Source organism: Marinobacter lacisalsi (assembly GCF_042651045.1).
In the GTDB taxonomy this organism is placed as follows: domain Bacteria; phylum Pseudomonadota; class Gammaproteobacteria; order Pseudomonadales; family Oleiphilaceae; genus Marinobacter; species Marinobacter lacisalsi.
This window is the reverse complement of record NZ_JBHSDI010000015.1, coordinates 163011-184212: the sequence shown is the minus strand read 5'-3', so window position 1 is coordinate 184212 and position 21202 is coordinate 163011. Positions and strand designations below refer to the sequence as shown.

General features: G+C 61.0%; 15 protein-coding genes. 11 read left to right on the top strand and 4 right to left on the bottom strand.

Features of this window, described 5'->3' with window-relative positions:
* The first annotated feature begins 73 nt into the window (after nt 1–73).
* Nucleotides 74–1525: an NAD-dependent succinate-semialdehyde dehydrogenase gene (locus ACFOZ5_RS12415; RefSeq protein WP_379887752.1), complete on the top strand. Its 1452-nt coding sequence runs from the start codon at nt 74–76 to the stop codon at nt 1523–1525.
* A gap of 234 nt (nt 1526–1759) precedes the next feature.
* Complete coding sequence (uvrD, locus tag ACFOZ5_RS12410; RefSeq protein WP_379887750.1) at nt 1760–3925, top strand: DNA helicase II; 2166 nt, start codon at nt 1760–1762, stop codon at nt 3923–3925.
* 147 nt (nt 3926–4072) lie between these two features.
* Here uvrD and ACFOZ5_RS12405 read toward each other — a convergent pair whose 3' ends face one another.
* From ACFOZ5_RS12405 to arsH, 4 genes are all read right to left on the bottom strand, one after another.
* A complete protein-coding gene (locus ACFOZ5_RS12405) occupies nt 4073–5083 on the bottom strand; it encodes a c-type cytochrome (protein WP_379887748.1) in 1011 nt (336 codons plus the stop codon).
* Between the two features lie 13 nt (nt 5084–5096).
* Nucleotides 5097–5753, bottom strand: coding sequence for a c-type cytochrome (locus ACFOZ5_RS12400; protein WP_379887797.1), 657 nt, complete (start codon nt 5751–5753; stop codon nt 5097–5099).
* A gap of 178 nt (nt 5754–5931) precedes the next feature.
* A complete protein-coding gene (gene arsB, locus ACFOZ5_RS12395) occupies nt 5932–7002 on the bottom strand; it encodes an ACR3 family arsenite efflux transporter (RefSeq protein ID WP_379887746.1) in 1071 nt (356 codons plus the stop codon).
* A gap of 10 nt (nt 7003–7012) precedes the next feature.
* On the bottom strand, nt 7013–7729 hold the full coding sequence (gene arsH / locus ACFOZ5_RS12390) for an arsenical resistance protein ArsH (RefSeq protein WP_379887744.1): 717 nt from the start codon (nt 7727–7729) through the stop codon (nt 7013–7015).
* Nucleotides 7730–7818: 89 nt separating this feature from the next.
* On the opposite strand from arsH, the gene ACFOZ5_RS12385 reads away from it, so the two are divergent.
* The 9 genes from ACFOZ5_RS12385 (at nt 7819) to ACFOZ5_RS12345 (ending at nt 21200) form a co-directional block, all read left to right on the top strand.
* Entirely contained in the window at nt 7819–8583 is a 765-nt protein-coding gene (locus ACFOZ5_RS12385; protein ID WP_379887742.1) for a metalloregulator ArsR/SmtB family transcription factor, read from the top strand.
* A 46-nt stretch (nt 8584–8629) separates the two neighbouring features.
* Entirely contained in the window at nt 8630–9634 is a 1005-nt protein-coding gene (locus ACFOZ5_RS12380; RefSeq protein ID WP_379887740.1) for an ArsJ-associated glyceraldehyde-3-phosphate dehydrogenase, read from the top strand.
* Between the two features lies 1 nt (nt 9635).
* Entirely contained in the window at nt 9636–10832 is a 1197-nt protein-coding gene (gene arsJ, locus ACFOZ5_RS12375; RefSeq protein ID WP_379887738.1) for an organoarsenical effux MFS transporter ArsJ, read from the top strand.
* Nucleotides 10833–11140: 308 nt separating this feature from the next.
* The gene (locus ACFOZ5_RS12370) at nt 11141–12628 is read left to right on the top strand and encodes a SulP family inorganic anion transporter (RefSeq protein WP_379887736.1); all 1488 of its coding nucleotides are present in this window, start codon (nt 11141–11143) and stop codon (nt 12626–12628) included.
* Nucleotides 12629–12641: 13 nt separating this feature from the next.
* On the top strand, nt 12642–13529 hold the full coding sequence (locus tag ACFOZ5_RS12365; RefSeq protein WP_379887734.1) for a universal stress protein: 888 nt from the start codon (nt 12642–12644) through the stop codon (nt 13527–13529).
* Between the two features lie 133 nt (nt 13530–13662).
* The gene (locus tag ACFOZ5_RS12360; RefSeq protein ID WP_379887731.1) at nt 13663–15897 is read left to right on the top strand and encodes a TonB-dependent receptor; all 2235 of its coding nucleotides are present in this window, start codon (nt 13663–13665) and stop codon (nt 15895–15897) included.
* Nucleotides 15898–15947: 50 nt separating this feature from the next.
* Complete coding sequence (locus ACFOZ5_RS12355) at nt 15948–16724, top strand: energy transducer TonB (RefSeq protein ID WP_379887729.1); 777 nt, start codon at nt 15948–15950, stop codon at nt 16722–16724.
* Nucleotides 16725–16920: 196 nt separating this feature from the next.
* Entirely contained in the window at nt 16921–17973 is a 1053-nt protein-coding gene (locus ACFOZ5_RS12350; protein WP_379887727.1) for an efflux RND transporter periplasmic adaptor subunit, read from the top strand.
* Entirely contained in the window at nt 17970–21200 is a 3231-nt protein-coding gene (locus ACFOZ5_RS12345; protein ID WP_379887725.1) for an efflux RND transporter permease subunit, read from the top strand. The genes ACFOZ5_RS12350 and ACFOZ5_RS12345 overlap by 4 nt, the downstream gene beginning before the upstream one ends.
* Nucleotides 21201–21202 lie beyond the last annotated feature (2 nt).

Genomic DNA, 21202 nt, shown 5'->3' with positions numbered 1-21202 from the left:
CAATACCCCTGACAGCTTCGAACACGCGATAGCAACTGTCTCTCAATCTGTCTTTGGAACAAGAGGAGTCACCATGATCGAGTCACCCCTGCTGAAAAACCTGAAAGGCTATATTGGCGGCCAGTGGAAAGCCACTGGCGACAATACCTTTGATGTGTACAACCCGGCCACGGGGGAAGTGCTCACCAGTGTGCCCTCGATGCCGGCTGAGGACGTGAAGGCCGCTATCGAGGCGGGCAAGTCCGCCCTGAAGCTCACCGAGCCCTATGCCATCGAAACCCGCCGCCAGTGGCTGGAGGGCATCCGCGATGCGCTGAAGGACAACCGCGAGGAAATCGGCCGCATCCTCTGCCTGGAACATGGCAAGCCCCTGAACGAGGCCCAGGGGGAGGTGGACTATGCCGCCGGCTTCTTCGACTATTTCTCGAAGACCATCGGCGACCTGAACTCCCACACCCTGGAAGAGAAGCCCCGGGACTGCACCTGGACTATCCACTACCGCCCGGTGGGTGTGGTGGGCCTGATTACCCCGTGGAACTTCCCCATCGGCATGATCGCCAAGAAGCTTTCCGCGGCCATGGCCGCCGGTTGCCCCTCGGTGATCAAGCCCGCCAGCGAAACCCCGCTGACCATGATTGCCATGTTCACGGTGATCGACGAGAACGTTGACCTGCCAGAGGGCATGATCAACCTGGTGATGGGCAAGGCCAGCGTCATCGGCAAGGAACTGTGCGAGAACCCGGACGTGCCCATGCTCAGCTTTACCGGTTCCACCGAAGTGGGTCGCAAGCTGATTGTGGACACCGCCGACCAGGTCAAGAAGCTGGCCCTGGAGCTGGGCGGCAATGCGCCCTACATCATCTTTGACGATGCCGACCTGGACAAGGCAGCCGATAACCTCATCGCCAACAAATTCCGCGGCGGTGGTCAGACCTGCGTCTGCGCCAACCGGATTTTTGTCCATGAGAAGGTCATGGACCAGTTCGCCAGTAAGCTGGCGGACCGGGTCAACAAGATGACCGTGGGCGATGGCATCAATGGCGATGTGGATATCGGTCCGCTGATCAACAGGGCCGGTTTTGACAAGGTGCGTGACCACCTGACCGATGCGTTGAAGAAAGGCGCCTCACTGGTGGCTGGTACCAAACCGGAAGAGTTGCCGACCGACAAGCTGTTCTTCCCGCCCACCGTGGTCTCCGGGGTCAAGCGCGACATGGCCTGCTTCCGCGAGGAAACCTTCGGCCCGCTGGTGCCCATGGTGTCCTTCAGCACCGAGGAAGAAGCCATCGAGATGGGTAATGACACCGAATTCGGCCTGGCCTCCTACGTGTTCACCGGTGACGAGGAGCGCGCCCAGCGCGTTGCCGGCGGCCTGCGCTTCGGCCACTGTGGCTGGAACACCGGTACCGGCCCGGCCCCGGAAGCCCCGTTTGGCGGCATGAAAGCCTCGGGCATTGGCCGTGAAGGCGGCACGGAAGGTCTGTTCGAGTTTGTTGAGCCTCAATCAGTGCCGCGGGGGTTCTGATCTGACTCTGGTCGTGCCCTCTTCACCCTCACCCCAGCCCCTCTCCCCTCAAGGGAGAGGGGCTAAAACTCCCGAAGCCTGCGTCATGCATTCCCTCTCCCTTGAGGGGAGAGGGCCAGGGTGAGGGTGAAAGCGGTCAAACGCCGGCGCTGAAATCCTCCCTCTCACCAATCCCCCATCCACGGGTGATATACTCGTGCCTCAATTTCAAACAGGCAGCGACAGCAGAATCCCATGGATGTCTCCCCCATCATCGACCCCCTGAACGACGCCCAGCGCGAAGCGGTCACCGCCCAGAATGACCACCTGCTGGTACTCGCCGGTGCCGGCAGTGGCAAGACCCGGGTGCTGGTGCACCGCATGGCCTGGCTGATGCAGGTGGACCAGGTGCCGCCCACGGGCATCCTGGCCGTCACCTTCACCAACAAGGCGGCGAAGGAGATGCGCTTCCGCATCGAACAGATGATGAATATCCCCACCCGGGGTATGTGGTTTGGCACCTTCCACGGTATTGCCCACCGCCTGCTGCGCGCCCATTATCAGGACGCCGGCCTGCCCGAGAATTTCCAGGTACTGGACAGCGACGATCAGCTGCGGCTGGTCAAGCGGGTGATGCGGGAGCTGCAGATCGACGAGGGCCGCTGGCCACCGCGCCAGGCCCAGTGGTTTATCAACAGCCACAAGGATGAAGGCCTGCGGGCGGACCATATCCAGGAAAACCCCGGCGACCACTTCACCAGCACCATGCTGCAGGTTTATCGCCAGTACGAGAAGCTCTGCAACCAGGGCGGCCTGGTGGATTTCGGCGAACTGCTGCTGCGCTCCCATGAATTGTGGCTGCACCGCCCGGAGCTGCTGGCCCATTACCAGCGCCGGTTCCAGCACATCCTGGTGGACGAGTTCCAGGACACCAACACGATTCAGTACGCCTGGCTGCAGATCCTGGCCAGCAACCGGGTACCCATCACCGTGGTAGGGGACGACGACCAATCCATCTACGGCTGGCGGGGCGCCAAGATCGAGAATATCCAGCAGTACCAGCGGGATTTCCCCAATGCCCGACTGGTAAGGCTGGAGCAGAACTACCGCTCCACCCAGCTGATCCTCAAGGCCGCCAACGCCGTGATCGCCAACAACCAGGGGCGCCTGGGCAAGGAGCTGTGGACTGACGGCCCGGACGGCGAGCCCATCAGCCTGTATGCCGCCTTCAATGAGATGGATGAGGCCAACTACATCGCCGACACCATCAGCGCCTGGGTGGACGAGGGCAACCTGCGCAGCGAGGCGGCCATTCTCTACCGTTCCAACGCCCAGTCCCGGGTGCTGGAAGAGTCCCTGATGCGCCAGGGCATTCCCTATCGGGTCTATGGCGGTCTGCGGTTCTACGACCGTCAGGAGATCCGCAACGCCATTGCCTACCTGCGGCTGGTGCATTATCGCCGGGATGACGCCGCCTTCGAACGGGTGGTGAACGTGCCCACACGGGGTATTGGTGCCAAGAGTCTGGGCGACCTGCGGGCTTACGCCACGGAGCAGGGTATCTCGCTTTGGGAAGCGTCGGAGCGGATGCTGGATGCCGGCGTGGTCAAGGGCAAGGCGCGAACCGGCCTGCAAAAGTTTATCGACATTGTCCAGACACTGACGGAAAAGGTGGACCAGTCCAGCCTGCAGGGCCTGATGAAGGAAACCCTGGAGCTAAGCGGCCTCAAGGATTACCACGCCAATGAAAAAGGGGAGAAGGGTCAGGCCCGGGTGGAAAACCTTGAGGAATTGGTCAACGCCCTGTCGGACTTCGAGGTGGACGATGGCGAGGATGCCCTGTCGGAGTTCATCGCCCAGGCCGCCCTGGACGCCGGCGAGGCCCAGGCGGACTCCCATGAGGACAGTGTCCAGTTGATGACCCTGCATTCCGCCAAGGGCCTGGAGTTCCCGCTGGTGTTCCTGGCCGGTGTCGAGGAGGGCCTGTTCCCCCACAGCATGTCGCTGGAAGAGCCGGGCCGCATGGAAGAGGAGCGCCGTCTGGCCTACGTGGGTATTACCCGGGCCATGAAGCGGCTGATCCTCACCTATGCCGAGTCACGACGCCTGTATGGCCAGGAAAAGTTTCACGCCCTGTCCCGCTTCGTGCGGGAGATACCGGCGGACTGTCTCCAGGAGGTGCGCCTCCGGAATACCGTCACCCGTCCGGCCATGGTGTCCCGGCCCAATGAAAGCCTGTTCGATTCCGCCCCCATGGAGCAGGCCGGCTTCAGCCTGGGGCAACGGGTGCGCCACCCCAAGTTCGGTGAAGGCATCGTGATGAACAGCGAGGGTAGCGGGCATCATACCCGGGTGCAGGTGAATTTTGATGATGGGGCCAAGTGGCTGGTCTTGGCTTATGCTCCGCTAGAAGCCTGCTGAGGTTGGGGGCTTCGTCCCGGCGCAGGGTGGCCTCCCCCTCTGGGAAAAAGAACTCGCTTCGCTCAGACACCTTTTTCCCGGCGGGGAAGGCCTCCCTGCGCCGGGACTGATCTAGTTGAGATTGAGCTCCTCACTCACTGACCTATCTTATTCAAAGGTTCGTGGCCGGACAGTATCCGGCTTCAGGAAATCCTTGTCGCCGGTGTTCGAGTGATCACCCAGCACCTTGCCATCGGAATCCCGTTTCTGGCCGTAGAGTGAATGCTTGTGGAAGGTGGGGCCGTACTTCTCCAGGGTTTCTGCCACGTCTCCGGTATAGCGCGGGTCCTGGGGGCGCTCCTGGCTACTGATGAAGTAGGCGATGTCCCACGCCTCCTGGTCGCTCAGTGACAGGGGCTGGCCGAGGGGCATGTTGTTCTTGATGAACCCTGCCGCTGTAAAGACCCGCACCAGACCTGCCCCCCAGTTATTGGAGTCGTCACCCCAGGGTGCGGGGAACACCGTTTTTTCCCCTACCTGCAGGCCTTCGCCATTGTTGCCGTGGCAGACAGCGCACTGCTCCTGGTAAAGCTGTTCACCACGTTCGTAGCTCAACGCCTCGGGGCGTTCCGGTGCTGGAAAACCGCGCCCGTAAATGGGCTGCTCAGGGTACATGGGTACGCCCCGAGCCAGCCATTGGTGGTAGGCGGCGAGGGCCAGCATATTGTCGCTGCCATACTCCGGCGGCTTGCCGTTCATGGAGTAGGTGAAGCAGCCGGCAATACGCTCCTCCAGGTTGTTGACGTGATCGTTCTTGCCGCGATAGCCGGGCAGGGTGACCGCAGCCGGCCAGACCGGCGCGCTGAACGGCATGCGACCTTCGCCCAGATGGCAGCTGGAACAGTTCATGTTGTTGAAGACGTTTTCTCCCCGCAGCTGCTGGGTATTGGTGAAGAGGTCGTGGCCACGCCGGATGGCCCGCTTCAGTTCCGGATGGACGTCTGACTGCTCCAGATCATTGAGTGTCGGTGGAATGTGCACCAGCTCATTATCCTTCGGTGCGGGATAGCCCAGCTCGGTCAGCGTGCTGAGGTAATCGTCGGTGTTGTCATTGGCGGAGACCAGGGCGGCAAAAAGTACAGAGCCGGCCAGCAGGGTGAGAGTAAAGATCGATTTCATGGCGGGGACTCCCTCAATTGGATTGCGGCGGTTGGGTTGCCAGCCAGGCCGCAACGGCCTGAATGTCGTCATCGCTCAGGCGTCTTGCGATGGTCCCCATGAGGTCCTGAGGGTCATTCGTCCGCTCACCGGCCTGCCAGGCCCTCAGTTGCGCCTCAATGTAGCCGGCATGCTGGCCAGCGATGCCCGGGAACACCGAACCGGCCCCCTGGTTGTCGGGGCCATGGCAGCTCTTGCATGACACGATATAGTCGGACCAGTCACCCTGCTCGGCCAGCAGGCGACCCCGCTGGAGCTGTTGCTCGCTGGCGCTGTCGCCGCCCTGTCCGGGTTTTGGCGTCAGTTCGCTGTAGTACCGGGCTACGTTGGCAATCTGCTGCTCTGAAAGCATGCTGGCAAACGGTTTCATGGTGGCGTTTTTTCGCTCCCCGGACTTGTATGCCTGAAGCTGCCTGGCCAGATAGGCGGCATCCAGCCCGGCCAGTTGTGGCCAGGATTCGCCCTGTTCATTGTGTTTTCCGGAGCCGTCCGCCTGATGGCAGCTGGTGCATACAGCCGCCGCTTCGGCACCCCTTGATGCGTTACCTTCGGTGGCGGCATGCGCCCACCCCGGTAGCGTAAGCGTGCTTAAAAAAAGAACTACAGCTGGCAGATAGTTCACGGTGAGCATCCCTCCCGGATCGTTGAGCATCGACTCCCATAGGAGTTTGGGTTATTTCCTGACCCCTTGCAGCCTTATTCGCCTGTCGGTTGACGTCAGTCAATTGAAGTATAGATGCTGTTTGCAGACGTGCAGGGAAGGACGCTAAGCGCCAGGGGGAGGGGCCTGGCGCCGGTGGGCTCCGGAGTCAGGCGGGAAACCTGTCCCGTGTCTTATTAGCGATGCGTACCAGTACCAGCATCAGCGGTACCTCAACCAGCACCCCTACCACCGTGGCCAAGGCAGCCCCGGACTGCAGCCCAAACAGGGCAATGGCAGCGGCCACCGCCAGCTCAAAGAAATTGCTGGCGCCGATCATCGCGCCTGGGGCCGCAATGCAGTGGCGCACCTTCCACAGCCGGGCCCAGCCGTAAGCCAGGAAGAAGATCAGGAAGGTCTGCACAATGAGTGGCACCGCGATAAGCACGATGTGCAAAGGGTTATTCAGGATGACTTCGCCCTGGAAGGCAAACAGCAGCACCAGGGTGATGATCAGGGCTGCCGGTGTGACCGGGCCCAGGCGCTTCATGAACACGTCGTCGTACCAGCGTTCGCCGCGACGGGCGATCAGCGTGCGGCGGGTGAGGTAGCCTGCGGTCAGCGGAATCACGATGTACAGCACCACCGACAGCAGCACCGTATCCCAGGGTACCTGGATATCCGATATGCCCAGCAGGAACACCACAATGGGCGCAAAGGCGAACAGCATGATGATGTCGTTCAGGGACACCTGCACCAGGGTGTAAGCCGCGTCGCCCCTGGTCAGGTAACTCCATACGAATACCATGGCGGTGCAGGGGGCAGCGCCCAGCAGGATAGCACCGGCCAGGTATTCGCTGGCCAGTTGCGGCGGGATAAAGGGCTCGAACACCACCATCAGGAAGAACCAGGCAATGGCAAACATGGTGAAGGGCTTGATCAGCCAGTTGACGATGGTGGTGATAGCCAGGCCTTTCGGCTCTTTCCTGACGCCCACGACCGCACTGAAATCAATTTGCGCCATCATGGGAAAGATCATCGCCCAGATCAGTATGGCAATGGGGATGGACACCTGGGCGTATTCGAAGCGGGACAGGGTTTCCGGCACCACGGGCGCCAGCTGCCCCAGGGCCACGCCGGCGATGATGGCCAGTGCGACCCATACAGACAGGTACTTTCCGAAAAGATCCATGCCGCCATGGGTGTCTTCGGCCGGGGTGGCGTCTGCGTTGCTGTTCATTGCCTGTTCCTCACATGGACCGCTGGTTGACGCGTTCTGATACTTCCTCGGCACTTTCCACCCGTTCGGAGTAACGGTCCGTCAGGTAATCGCTGCGATCCCGTATCAGCAGGGTGAATTTTACCAGTTCCTCCATCACGTCCACGATGCGGTTGTAGAAGGGGGAGGGCAGCATGCGGTCGTTATCATCGAATTCGGTAAACGCCTTGGGCACCGACGACTGGTTGGGGATGGTCACCATCCGCATCCAGCGCCCCAGCACCCGCAACTGGTTCACCGCGTTGAAGGACTGGGACCCGCCACACACCTGCATCACGGCCAGGGTCTTGCCCTGGGTAGGACGCATGCCGCCGATGGACAGGGGGATCCAGTCGATCTGGGTCTTCATGATGCCGGTCATGGCACCGTGGCGCTCCGGTGAACACCAGACCATGCCTTCCGACCACTCCGCCAGTTTCCGCAGTTCCTGCACCTTCGGATGAGAATCTTCCTCGGCATCCGCCAGCGGCAGCCCCCGCGGGTCAAAGATGCGGGGTTCGGCTCCCATGGCTTCAAGCAGGCGGGCGGCTTCCTCCACCACCAGGCGGCTGAAGGAACGCTCCCGCAGGGAACCATACAACAGCAGAATGCGCGGAGCGTGGTCCGCTGGCCTGTCAGAAAAGACCTGATCGTGACTCGGGGCATTGAAGGATGCCTGCCTGACGTTGGGGAGATCCGGGGTGCTCATTTTAGTGGGGAAATCCTTTACTCGTGGTGTTGTTGATCCTATTATGCACAAAAATAGATATTCATAAAAACGAATATATGGAAAATCGTATGAAACGCCGTGTTCTGTTCGTCTGTACCGCCAATAGTGCCCGCTCGCTGATGGCTGAAGCCCTGCTGCGGGACATGGCCGGCGACCGGTTCGAGGTGGCCAGTGCCGGCACCGAGCCTACCTGTCCCCATCCCCTGGCCCTGCAGATGCTGTCGGAAGCCGGCATTGCCGTGGATGGACTGCAAAGCAAACAGCTGGCGGATCTGAAGGGGCAGTACTGGGATTATGTGATTACCCTTTGTGAGAAGGCGGCCAACGAGTGCGGAAACGTCTGCGAGCCTGCCCAGCAGATCGCCTGGGATTTTCCCGACCCGGTGCCGTCGAACCGGCACACCACCTTCGCCCTGACGTTGAAAGATCTGAAGGAGCGCCTGCGGCTGTTCACGCTGGTTCACCAGAAGGAAACCGGCCGCAAACCGGGACACTATCAACCGGTGGCGGTCTTCAAGGCGCTGGCGGACGAGTTGCGGCTGGCGGCCCTGCTGCTGATCCGCGATCAGGGAAAGCTGTGCGTGTGTGAACTAACGGAAGCCTTCGACGTTTCCCAGCCCAAGGTCAGTCGCCATCTGGCGACGCTTCGGGATGTGGGGCTGGTGGAAACTGAGCGTCATGGCCAATGGGTCTATTATTACCTTAACCCCGGTTTGCCAGACTGGGTGAGGCGGGTGCTTCAGGAAACGGCGCAGGCCAATGAGGCGCTGATCAAAGACCCGCTGACCCGGCTGAAGGCCATGGCGGACCGGCCGGAAGTCCCGTGCCCGTGATAGCAGGCTCCGCCCACGGAATTCATCGAATTGTCAGGAGAGCATTATGAGCAAGATCAAGGTAGGCATTAACGGTTTTGGCCGTATCGGCCGGCTCGCCCTGCGCGCAGCGTGGGGTGGGCCCGATCTGGAATTTGTCGCCATCAACGACCCGGGTGCCGACGCCGACACGCTGGCCCACCTGCTCAATTTCGACAGCGTTCACGGTATCTGGAACCATCAGGCCGACGCGGATGGCAACGATATTGTCATTGAAGGCCAGCGCATACGGATGACCCGGAACAAGGCCATCAGCGACACCGACTGGTCGGGCTGTGATCTGGTGATTGAGGCCAGTGGCGTCAACAAGACCGTCAAGGCGCTGCAAGGCTACCTGGACCAGGGTGTGAAGCGGGTTGTGGTCTCTGCCCCGGTCAAGGAAGCCGGCGCCAAGAACATCGTGATGGGTGTCAACGAAGACATCTTTGACCCGGCCACTGACCGCATCGTCACCGCCGCCTCCTGCACCACCAACTGTCTGGCGCCAGTGGTGAAGGTGATTCATGAGAAGCTGGGCATCAAACACGGGTCCATCACTACCATCCACAGCCTGACCAACACCCAGACCATCCTCGACGCGCCCCACAAGGATCTGCGCCGGGCCCGGGCCTGTGGCAGTTCGCTGATTCCCACCAGCACCGGCTCGGCCACCGCGATCATCGAGATCTTCCCGGAGCTGAAGGGCCGGCTGGATGGCCATGCGGTGAGGGTGCCACTGACCAATGCGTCGCTGACCGACTGCGTGTTCGAGGTGGAGCAGGCTACCGATCGCGATACGGTGAACCGGTTGCTCAAAGAAGCGGCGGAAGGCGAGCTGAAAGACATCATGGGCTACGAGGAACGCCCCCTGGTGTCCATCGACTACAAGACCGACCCGCGCTCGTCCATCGTTGATGCCCTGTCCACCATCGTGGTCAATGGCACCCAGGTGAAAATCTACGCCTGGTACGACAACGAGTGGGGTTACGCCAACCGCACCGTGGAACTGGCGCGCAAGGTGGGCTCTGCCTGATATGACGCCTTCCATCCGTCAGTACCTGGTCATTACCGGCAACTACTGGGCCTTTACCCTGACGGATGGGGCCCTGCGGATGCTGGTGGTGCTGCACTTCCACCAGCTCGGCTACTCACCCCTGGAAATCGCCCTGCTGTTCATCTTCTACGAGTTCTTCGGGGTGGTGACCAACCTGGTGGGGGGCTACCTGGGTGCCCGCATGGGCCTCAACCGCACCATGAACATCGGGTTGTTCCTGCAGATCGTGGCCCTCGGTATGCTCGCGGTACCTGCCTCCATGCTGATCGTGCCCTGGGTGATGGCGGCGCAGGCGCTGTCGGGTATCGCCAAGGACCTCAACAAGATGTCCGCCAAGAGCGGTATCAAGCTGCTGGTGCCTGATACCGATCAGGGCAAACTCTACAAATGGGTGGCCATTCTCACCGGCTCCAAGAACACCCTCAAGGGCGTCGGCTTCTTCCTCGGTGGCGTGCTGCTGATGGCGGCCGGCTTCAAAGGCGCAGTGGTCATCATGGCAGTGGCCCTCGGGCTGGTCTGGCTGCTCAGCCTGTTCTTGCTCAAGGAGGAACTGGGCAAGAGCAAGGCCAAACCGAAGTTCCGTGAAATCCTGTCGAAAAGCCGTGCCATCAACGTGTTGTCGGCGGCGCGGATGTTCCTGTTCGGCGCGCGGGACGTGTGGTTTGTGGTGGCCTTGCCGGTCTATCTGCACACGGTGTTCGGCTGGGACTTCTGGAAGGTGGGCGCGTTCATGGCCACCTGGATTATTGGCTATGGCTTCATCCAGACCATTGCGCCACGCATAACCGGCAATATGGAAGACAAACAGCCGGCGGTGCTATGGGCCGCCGCCCTGGCCCTGGTTCCGGCCGCCATTGCTGTTGGCCTGATGGCGGGCTGGCCGCCACAGGTTGTGGTGGTCGGCGGTTTGCTGCTGTTCGGCGTGCTGTTCGCTATCAACTCGTCCCTGCACAGCTACCTGATTGTCAGCTATGCCCGGGGCGATGGCGTGTCGCTGGATGTGGGTTTCTACTACATGTCCAATGCCGCCGGACGTTTGCTGGGCACCATCCTGTCCGGCTGGGTTTACCAGGCCTATGGGCTGGAGGCCTGTCTGTGGATTTCCGCCGGGTTGGTGTCGGTCGCTGCGCTGTTATCCCTGATGTTGCCCGAGAGGCGGTACGCGTTGGCGTCGTGAATGGCCTTACTTTCAGGCCCCGACCCTGATAAAATCCGCGCCCTGTTTTGAGCAACACTTCATTTTTGTCAACGATACTGATACCCGACTGTGACGATCCTTCCGCCCTAGCGTGCAAGCTCCCCCTTCGTTTACCTGTTGAGCAAGGTTCAAACTGCTATTCCGTATGCCGTGACAGTGACCCGGCCGGATCATGTGGTGACCTTTGTCCATCCAGGCCCTGAATTTTTCCAACAATAAAACCGGATGCGGGCAGGGCGCCTGTAGCCAGTCTCTTTTGTTTTTACTTTTGACCGGAATTTCAGCCCATGATGAATCGACTACGAACAAACTGGTTTTCCAACATACGGGGCGATCTGCTCGCCGGTATCGTGGTGGCACTGGCCCTGATTCCCGAGGCCATCGCCTTTTCCATTATTGCGGGCGTGGATCCGAAAGTGGGCCTTTACGCTTCCTTCTGTATCGCGGTTGTGATCGCCTTTGTCGGCGGGCGCCCGGGCATGATTTCCGCCGCCACCGGCGCCATGGCCCTGCTGATGGTGACCCTGGTGAAGGAGCATGGTCTGGAATACCTGCTGGCCGCCACCCTGCTGACCGGGGTGCTGCAGATTGCCGCCGGCTACCTCAAGCTGGGCGCCCTGATGCGCTTTGTCTCCCGCTCGGTGGTCACCGGCTTCGTGAATGCCCTGGCCATCCTGATCTTTATGGCGCAACTGCCGGAACTGACCGGCGTCACCTGGCATGTCTACGCCATGACTGCCGCCGGTCTGGGCATTATCTACCTGTTTCCGATGATCCCGGTGGTTGGACGAATCCTGCCGTCGCCGCTGATTTGCATTGTGGTACTGACCGGTGTGGCCATGTGGTATGGCATCGACATTCGCACCGTGGGTGATATGGGAGAGTTACCGGATACCTTGCCCATCTTCCTGTGGCCGGATGTGCCCGTGAATCTGGAAACCCTGATGATCATTTTGCCCTATTCGATGGGCCTGGCCGTGGTTGGCCTGCTGGAGTCCATGATGACGGCGACCATTGTGGATGACCTGACGGACACCCCCAGCGACCGGAACCGGGAATGCAAGGGTCAGGGCATCGCCAATATCGGTTCTGGCCTGCTTGGCGGCATGGCCGGCTGCGCGATGATTGGTCAGTCCATTATCAACATCAAGTCCGGGGGACGTACCCGCTTGTCCACCCTTACCGCCGGTGTGTTCCTGCTGGTGATGGTGCTGGTGCTGGACAAGTGGCTGGTGCAGATTCCCATGGCCGCCCTGGTGGCGGTGATGATCATGGTGTCCATCGGTACCTTCAGCTGGGGTTCCATCAAGAATCTCAGGGAGCATCCGCTGTCCACCAATATTGTCATGGTGGTGACCGTAGTCGTGGTCGTGGCCACCCATAACCTGGCCTTCGGTGTGCTGGCCGGCGTGTTGCTGGCGGCACTGTTCTTTGCCAACAAGGTGGGCCACTACATGGTGGTTACCTCCGATTACGAGGACGCGACCGATACCCGTCGGTACAACGTGGTTGGGCAGGTCTTCTTCAGCTCCTCCGAGAAATTCATAGAGTCGTTCGACTTCAAGGAAGCCGTCGATAACGTGGTCATCGACCTGAGTCGGGCCCATTTCTGGGACATAACCGCCGTTGCCGCGCTCGACAAGGCCGTGGTCAAGTTCCGCCGGGAAGGCTCCGATGTGGAAGTCATCGGGCTGAACGAAGCCAGCGCCACCATCGTGGACCGGTTCGGTGTCCATGACAAACCGGACGCCGTAGAACGTCTGATGGCCCACTAACGGAGTTGAAACGATGACAGTAGAAAATCGTGAAACCGGGGCCCAGAAGCCCCTCAATGTCGTAGCCTGCATCGATGGCTCCAAAGCGGCACTGGCAGTGTGTGATTACTCGGCCTGGGCCAGCCGCAGGATGGGCGACCCTCTGATGCTGCTGCATGTACTGGATGACGAGAAATACCCGGCCAGAACCGATATGAGCGGCAACATTGGTCTGGGTAGCCGTGAGCAGTTGCTGGAAGACCTCGTGCAACTGGACCAGGAACGCAGCAAGCTGGCCCTCAAACACGGGCACCTGTTGCTGGATGAAGCTGAAAAGCGGGTGCGGGCGGCCGGTGTGGATAACCCGGGCAAGCGCCAGCGGCACGATGAACTGGCCAGCTCGCTGGTGGAGATCGAGCCCGAGTCCCGGTTGTTTGTGCTGGGCCTGCACGGTGAGAGCAGCCCGGCAACCGGCGGCCATGTCGGCAGCCAGCTGGAAACCGTGATTCGCAGTGTGCACCGGCCGGTCTTCCTGGTGCCGGATGAGTACAGCGAACCGCGCAGCGCCATGCTGGCCTTTGATGGCAGCTCCACCGCTTTCCGGAGCATCGAACTGCTGGCCGGTACGCCGGTGTTCAAAGGCATGCCCGTGCATCTGGTGATGATCGGCTCGGACAAAGAGGAACACCGGGCGCAGCTCAACAAAGCCGAAAAGGCGCTGGCTGCCCAGGGCATGGAAGTACACCTGGCCATACGCGAGGGCGATGTGGAGCAGACCCTGCATGCCTACCAGGAAGAGCACGATATTGATGTGCTGATCATGGGCGCCTACGGCCATTCCCGCATCCGCCGGTTCCTGGTGGGCAGTACTACCACCAGGATGCTGGAAACCGCCAGGAAACCGTTGGTGATACTCCGTTAGACCAGACTGGTAATGCCATCGCCTGCCGGACAGTCGCCTGAAACGCGGCCGAACGTGTCAATCGGTCACAGGCGGGCCTGGATGGAGCATCGGTATACTCCCGCCCGGATTACATTCGTTCAGGGGAGTTTCCATGTCTCGCAGGCATTCGTACTGGTTGGTTGGGGTGAGTCTGGCATGTCATTTCCCGGCGGTATTCGCCGAGGAAACGATTCTTGATGCCATCATGGTAAATGCGGGCACAGGACAAAACCTGCACCAGGGCAGCGCTGTTGTTGACGATGCAACCTTGCAGGCTCTGCGCTCCGCCACCAGTGATTCCGCCAGCCTGTTAGGCAATGTGCCGGGCCTGACGATTAACGGTGCCGGTGCTGTGTCCGGCATCCCGTCCATCCGGGGGCTGGCCAACGATCGGCTGCGGATAAAGGTGGACGGCATGGATCTGATCCCGAGCTGCCCCAACCAGATGAACCCGCCTATGTCTTACGTGGATCCGAGCAATGTGGGAGGGATCAGGGTTTTTGCTGGCATCTCCCCCGTCAGTAGTGGTGGCGACAGTATCGGAGGCACCATCCTGGTTGAGACGCGCGCCCCTGAATTCGCCACACCGGGCGAAGGCGACCTTGCCAAAGGTGAGCTGGGTGCTTTCTATCGGAGCAACAACGACGCCTATGGCGGCAACGCAGCCGCCACCTATGCAACCGAGACCGCGAGTATCAGCTATAACGGCAGCTGGAGTCAGGCTGACAACTATCGCGCGGGTGATGACTTCAAAACGTCCGGGGCGACGGGCCGGGTGGGTCATACGCTGCCCCTGGACGAAGTTGGTTCGACAGCCTATGAAACGCAGAATCATACCCTGGGGTTAGCGGTCAGGCGCGGAAGCCACCTGTTCGATGTTGAGCTGGGCTACCAGGATATGCCCGAGCAGCTGTTCCCCAACCAGCGTATGGACCTGGTGGACAACGAGCAGAAGCGTGGCAGTCTGGGCTGGACCGGTGGTTTTCCCTGGGGGATCCTGGAGGCTCAGGTTTATCACGAGCAGGTTGACCATGTCATGGACTTCGGGCCGGACAAGCGCTTCTGGTATGGCATGGACTCAATGTCGCCAGAAGTGGGTACACCTTGTTCACCCGTCGGTGCGAGCTGCGCGGCAGGCATGCCGATGTACACTGAGAGCAGAACCACCGGAGCCAGCCTCCATGCGGAAGTTGACCTGACACCGGGCAACCTGTTGCGGGTGGGGGCCGAGGTCCAGGCCTACCGCCTTGATGACTACTGGGAGGCCTCCGGAGGCGGTATGTGGCCGGGCACATTCCTGAACATCAATGACGGTCAACGTGATCGAAACGCGCTGTTTGCCGAGTGGGAGTCGCAGTTGAACCCGCAATGGCTGGGGCTGCTGGGTGTTCGCTACGAGCGGGTGACAACCGAAGCCGGTAAGGTGCATGGCTACCAGACGACGACACCGGCGCCGGGAAGCCAGGCGGACAGGTTTAACGCCAGTGATCGCGAACAGGTCGACAACAACTGGGATGTGACTGCCCTGGCGAACTACCGCCACAGCGACATGCTGGATATTGAGCTGGGGGCCGCCCGCAAGGTTCGCTCGCCGAACCTTTACGAGCGCTATACCTGGTCCACCGGGGCCATGGCGGCGATCATGAACAACTTTGCCGGTGACGGTAATGGTTACGTTGGCGATCCGGGCCTGGAGCCTGAGAAAGCCTACACGGTCTCGGCCAGCGTTAACTGGCACTCACCGGATCACCGCTGGGAGCTGGAGCTGAGCCCCTACTACACACGGGTGGTGGACTACATCGATGCCGTGGCCCTCGACCCGGCAACCTTCCAGCCGGAAACCTTCAACGTTCTCCAATACGCGAACCAGTCAGCTCGCCTGTACGGTATTGACCTCTCCGGCAAGTCATTGCTGGCCCGGAATGACTGGGGGACCTGGGGGCTCGAAGGCATGGTCAGCTACGTCAATGGTAAAAACCGCGATACAGGCGACGAGCTCTACAACATGATGCCGCTAAATGGCCGTTTTACACTCACCCACCAGCAGGTTGGCTGGGACAATGCGATCGAATGGGTGTTGGTAAGCAGCAAGGATGACGGCTCGGAGGTGCGCAACGAAATACCGACTCCGGGTTATGGTCTGCTCAACCTGCGTACCAGCCATTCCTGGGAAAACGTGCGCGTGGACCTGGGCGTCGAGAACCTGATGGACAAGCTCTACTACCTGCCTACGGGAGGTGCCTACACAGGGCAGGGCTCGACCATGAGTATAACGGGTGTTGACTGGGGCGTTGCCGTGCCCGGTATGGGTCGTTCGCTCTATGCCGGAGTGACCGTGACGTTCTGACCGTGTTCCCTGCTTCCAGCACTGCCGGAATCCGGGCATTCCGAGTCGGGTTGCTGTTCTCCGCCCTGGCGCACGTGGTGGTTCTGACCGCGCTCGTGATCCAAGTGCACGAGGCCGACGTTCAGGTAGAGCAGCACGAGTCCGCCACCCTGAACCTGACGGTGGCTCAGACGGTGCCTCCCGCCCCGTCGCCACCACCGGAAGCAGCGTCCGTCGTGGAGCCACTGCCCAAGGTGACGCCAGAACCGGTAGTGGCTGCACACAAGCCTTCGTCAGCATCCAGCCCGGAGGACGTGGAACCGGCATCGAAACCGGAGCCTGCGCCCTCGCCGCAGCCGAAAGCGCGTCCTCAGCCGTCGGTAAAAGAGCCGGAATCTCCCCGAGCTGATCCGGCACCACCTGTTTCCGAGGTTCCACAGCCGAAGCCTGAAAGCGCCGCACGTCCTCAGGTAGCGAATGTAAGCGCTGCGTCGTCCAACGTGCCGGAGGCACCGGAAGCCTCCCCGGCCCCCAGGACCGAAGTGCCGGACAGCCAGGCACGGGAACGTTACCTGGAAGCCCTTGCCACCCGGATACATCAGCAAAAATTCTACCCGCGTCTGTCCCGCCGTTTCGGGGAACAGGGCAGGGTGGTCGTCAGTTTCGTGATTCAGCGCAGTGGAGAGCTGAGCGACATCCGGGTGGTCGAGTCCTCCGGTTATCCGGGGCTTGATGATGCAGCGATCGAGGCCTTGCGGCGGGTATCACCTTTTACGAAGATCCCGGCTTCTGTCGGTCAGGACGTCTGGCCGATCAGGCTTCCTGTCGAATTCAGCTTAAGTCGATAGTGAGGCAATAGGTTATGGTGAGTTTGCGATCGCCTGTCGGTGGATCCATGGTCAGGGGGGGGGGGCAGGATGCCGGCCCAGGGGGCAGTTAGTGTGGCCTCCTGCTATTTTGTTCATACTCAATGTAAGGACGCTGCTGCCCTGTTAAACTTTGATCAGTCGATGGAATATTCTTATAACTTTTTGCGAGGTTGGCATGCGTCATCCCGGTCGCCTTTTCACCACTCTGTTCCTGATCGTGCCAGCGCTGGCTGCCGCGCAGCCTGCCTTTGACGTCGTTGAGCGCCGTTCGTTTCAGGAAACGGTCCATCTTGATGGCCTGATTGAAGCAGTCCAACAGAGTACTGTCTCTGCCCAGACCAGTGGTACCGTGCAGAGGCTGCCCTTTGACGTTGATGACTCAGTTGCCGCCGGGGATCTGATTGTCCAGCTTGAGGACAGTGAACAACGCTCCCGCCTGCGCCAGGCCCAGGCCGGGCTGGAGGAAGCCGAAGCGGCGCTTGCCGATGCGCGGCAACGGTTCGAGCGGATCGAGGCGGTTCACGAACGGGGGCTGGTGTCCCGCCAGGAGTTCGATCAGGCCCGCAATAACCTCGCGGCCGCCAGGGCCAGGGTGGATCGCGCCAGCGGAGCGGTGTCCGAAGCACAGGAGCAGCTGTCCTATACCCGTGTGATGGCGCCCTATGGCGGCATTCTCACCGAGCGCCACGTGGAGGTGGGAGAATCTGTCAGCCCCGGTCAGCCCCTGCTCAGCGGCCTGTCGCTGGAGCAACTCCGGGTCGTGGTGGATCTGCCACAAAAGTATGTGGAACTGGCCCGCACCGAGCGTCAGGCCCGGGTGACCCTGGCAGATGGACGGGTGCTGGAAACCGGTGAAATGACGTTCTATCCGTATGCCAACCCGCAAACCCATACCTTCCGCTTGCGGATGCGCCTGAGTGAACCCAATGGCTCCCTGTTTCCCGGCATGCTGGTGAAGGTTGGCGTGCCAGTCGCAAGTCGTGAGGTTCTCTGGGTTCCGGCCAGCAGCCTGATTCATCGCAGCGAACTGAGGGCGGTATTTGTGCTGGATAACCAGGACCGGCCGAGGCTGCGCCAGGTGCGTACCGGGGTTCGTGATAACGGTCGGCTGGAGATCCTGGCAGGGGTGAGTGAGGGCGAGCGGGTGGTAACAAACCCTTCGGACCTGGTTGGCAGTGATCAGCTCAATCCCGTTACCGGGCCGGGCACCACGGAGGCTCGTCAGTGAGCCGGGACCTGCCACCTGTAGGACCATCCGGTGCCATTGCCCGGGTTTTCCAGGACAATCATCTCACCCCCTTATTGGCGATTCTGGCGATTATCCTCGGCATTCTGGCCGTGGTGGTCACCCCGAAAGAGGAAGAGCCCCAGATTGACGTCACCATGGCCGATATCATGGTGGCGTTTCCTGGCGCCAGTACCCGGGAGGTGGAAAGTGCCATAGCCACGCCCGCCGAGCAGGTCATGAGCGAGATCGAGGGCGTGGAGCATGTCTACTCGGTGTCGCGGCAGGGGCAGGCAGTCGTCACGGTTCAGTTTGAGGTCGGGATACCACGCCAGGAAGCACTGGTGCGGTTGTACAACCAGGTCTATTCAAACCAGGACTGGTTGCCGGCCGACCTGGGCGCGACACAGCCGGTGATCAAACCCAAGGGCATTGACGACGTTCCGGTGATGACCCTGACCCTCTATGATCCGGTCAATGGCCACACCGGCGAGGAGCTTACCCCTCTTGCCCACATGCTGGAAGTTGCCCTGAAGCGGGTTCCGGGCACCCGGGATGTGTATACCACCGGCGGCATTCCGGACCGGGTCGATATCCGTTTTGATCCGGCCCTGCTGGCCGGCTTCAACCTCACCATCGACGATCTGCGTAACGCGCTGACCGCCGCCAACACCAGCAGTCAGGAGGCCCGGATCACCCGGGATAATCTGTCCATTCCGGTTCAGGCGGGCACTCTGCTGACGTCGGCAGACGACGTTCGCCGCCTGGTGGTGGGCATGCACGATGGCTCGGCCGTGTACCTGGAGGATGTCGCCGATATCAGCCGGGGCGGCACCGTGGCCGACCAGAGCGTGATGACCGGCTTCGGGCCGGCCCACGATGCCGGCAAAGCGGGCCGCCCCGGCGATGTGTACCCCGCCGTTACCCTTGCCATCGCCAAGAAGCCCGGCGAAAACGCGGTCAATATCACCACGGCCATTGAGCAGCGGCTGGAGCAGTTACGCAATCGCGCGTTACCTGAGGGTGTGGCCGTGCTGGTCACCCGGGACTATGGGGTAACCGCCTCCCAGAAAGCCCGCAAGCTGATAACGGACCTGATCTCCGCCACTCTGTGCGTGGTGCTGCTGGTGCTGGTGGCCATGGGCTGGCGCCAGGCCCTGATCGTGGGGCTGGCGGTTCTGATTACCCTGTTGCTTACCCTGGTGTTTTCCTGGGCCTGGGGCTTCACCCTGAATCGGGTATCGCTGTTCGCGCTGATTTTCTCCATCGGCATACTGGTGGACGACGGTATTGTGATTACCGAGAACATCAACCGTCGTATACAGAACTCCCGGCGAGCGGTGAAGGATATTATTCCCGTTGCCGTCGACGAAGTCGGGACGCCTACCATCATGGCGAGTCTGACCATCATGGCGGCGCTGCTTCCGATGGCGTTTGTCAGCGGTCTGATGGGGCCCTACATGAGCCCGATTCCGATTAATGCGTCGGCGGGTATGGTGTTGTCCCAGATCGTGGCCTTTGTGGTGGCGCCCTGGCTGGCCTTCCGGCTACTGAAACACAAGAAAGGTGAGCTGGCGGCCGAGGCGGATGAGGCATCCAGCTCCGCGGACGGTGTCAGCCCTGTCTCCCTGCGTGTTTTTCGGACGGTTCTGGGGCCGTTCCTGGGCGAGCACCCCTGGCGGCGTCGCGGGCTTGGGCTGGCTGTGGTGGGCCTTACCGTGGCGGCTGCCTCCCTGCCGGTATTTCTGGTGGTGATCCTGAAGATGCTGCCTTTCGACAACAAGTCCGAGCTGCAGGTGGTGGTGGATATGCCCGAGCGCACCCCGATGGAGCAGACCCAGCGGGTGCTGATGGAAATGGGCCGCCACCTGGAGACCGTCGAGGAGGTGTCCAGCTGGCAGACCTATGCCGGTACATCCTCTCCTATCAACTTTAACGGACTGGTACGCCAGTACTACCTGCGTAGCGACCCTTATCAGGGCGATATCCAGATCAATCTCAGCCATGAGGAAAACCGGGATCGCCAGTCCCACGACATCGCCCAGTCCTTGCGGGCACCCCTGACCGAGATTGGTGACCGATACGGCGCCAGCGTGAAAATGGTGGAAGTACCCCCGGGGCCGCCGGTGCTGTCACCGGTGGTGGCCGAAATCTACGCCGTGGACGGAGCGCGCCGGGCAGAGCTGGCACGCCAGGTGGCCAGGAAGATGGCGGAAGTTGACGGCCTGGTGGATATTGATACCACCCTCGAGTCGCCCACAAGGCAGTGGGAGATCGAGGTGGACCGGGATCGTGCCGCGCGGCTCGGGGTGTCCCAGGCCCAGGTGGTCAGTGCGTTGCAGACGGCACTTGGCGGGGCCGGCGTCAGCTTCCTGCATGACGATCACGCCAAGTATCCCGTGCCGATACGGGTCGTTCTTGGCGAAGGTGACAAGGCCCGGCCGTCGGTACTGCTTTCCCTTAATGTGCGTAGTCGCGCCGGTAACCTGGTCCCGTTGGCGAGCATTGCCGAGGTTCGGGAAGCGGACTGGATGGGGGCGATCTATCACAAGAACCTGCTGCCGGTGACCTATGTTACCGCGGATATGGCCGGCGACACCGACTCGCCGCTGTACGGTATGTTTGCCATGGTGGAGCGGCTGAATCAGCAGGAAGGTGCCCCGGAACAATACTTTATCGACCAGCCACCGGTGCCGGAAAAAGGCACCCTGAAGTGGGACGGTGAGTGGCAGATCACCTACGAAACCTTCCGCGATATGGGAGCCGCCTACAGCGTGGGTATCTTCATGATTTTCGTGTTGCTGGTGGCGCAGTTCCGGTCCTACATCCTGCCCCTGGTCATCATGGCGCCGATCCCGCTGACACTGATCGGGATCATGCCCGGCCACGCCCTGCTGGGTCGCGAGTTCACCGCCACCAGCATGATTGGCATGATTGCCCTGGCCGGCATTATCGTACGCAACTCCATCCTGCTGGTGGTGTTTATCCGGCAGATGATTGATGAGGGTGTGGCGTTGGACGAAGCGGTGGTTCTGGCCGGGGCCGTGCGCATCAAACCCATCGCCCTGACGGCCATTTCGGCGATGGTGGGCGCTTACTTCATCCTGAATGATCCGATTTTCAACGGCCTGGCGATATCGTTGATCTTTGGTCTGGCCATGTCCACCCTGCTGACTGTTCTGGTGGTGCCGTTGCTGTACTACACCCTGGCCCGCTGCAAATGGGTCTAGTG

Bases quoted from the DNA above. Each gene is read 5' to 3' on its own strand.
- ACFOZ5_RS12360 (WP_379887731.1), top strand. From the start codon at position 13,663: ATGTCTCGCAGGCATTCGTACTGGTTGGTTGGGGTGAGTCTGGCATGT.
- arsJ (WP_379887738.1), top strand. From the start codon at position 9,636: ATGACGCCTTCCATCCGTCAGTACCTGGTCATTACCGGCAACTACTGG.
- arsB (WP_379887746.1), bottom strand. From the start codon at position 7,002: ATGAACAGCAACGCAGACGCCACCCCGGCCGAAGACACCCATGGCGGC.
- ACFOZ5_RS12415 (WP_379887752.1), top strand. From the start codon at position 74: ATGATCGAGTCACCCCTGCTGAAAAACCTGAAAGGCTATATTGGCGGC.
- arsH (WP_379887744.1), bottom strand. From the start codon at position 7,729: ATGAGCACCCCGGATCTCCCCAACGTCAGGCAGGCATCCTTCAATGCC.
- ACFOZ5_RS12350 (WP_379887727.1), top strand. From the start codon at position 16,921: ATGCGTCATCCCGGTCGCCTTTTCACCACTCTGTTCCTGATCGTGCCA.
- ACFOZ5_RS12370 (WP_379887736.1), top strand. From the start codon at position 11,141: ATGATGAATCGACTACGAACAAACTGGTTTTCCAACATACGGGGCGAT.
- ACFOZ5_RS12385 (WP_379887742.1), top strand. From the start codon at position 7,819: ATGAAACGCCGTGTTCTGTTCGTCTGTACCGCCAATAGTGCCCGCTCG.
- uvrD (WP_379887750.1), top strand. From the start codon at position 1,760: ATGGATGTCTCCCCCATCATCGACCCCCTGAACGACGCCCAGCGCGAA.
- ACFOZ5_RS12365 (WP_379887734.1), top strand. From the start codon at position 12,642: ATGACAGTAGAAAATCGTGAAACCGGGGCCCAGAAGCCCCTCAATGTC.
- ACFOZ5_RS12400 (WP_379887797.1), bottom strand. From the start codon at position 5,753: ATGCTCACCGTGAACTATCTGCCAGCTGTAGTTCTTTTTTTAAGCACG.
- ACFOZ5_RS12380 (WP_379887740.1), top strand. From the start codon at position 8,630: ATGAGCAAGATCAAGGTAGGCATTAACGGTTTTGGCCGTATCGGCCGG.
- ACFOZ5_RS12405 (WP_379887748.1), bottom strand. From the start codon at position 5,083: ATGAAATCGATCTTTACTCTCACCCTGCTGGCCGGCTCTGTACTTTTT.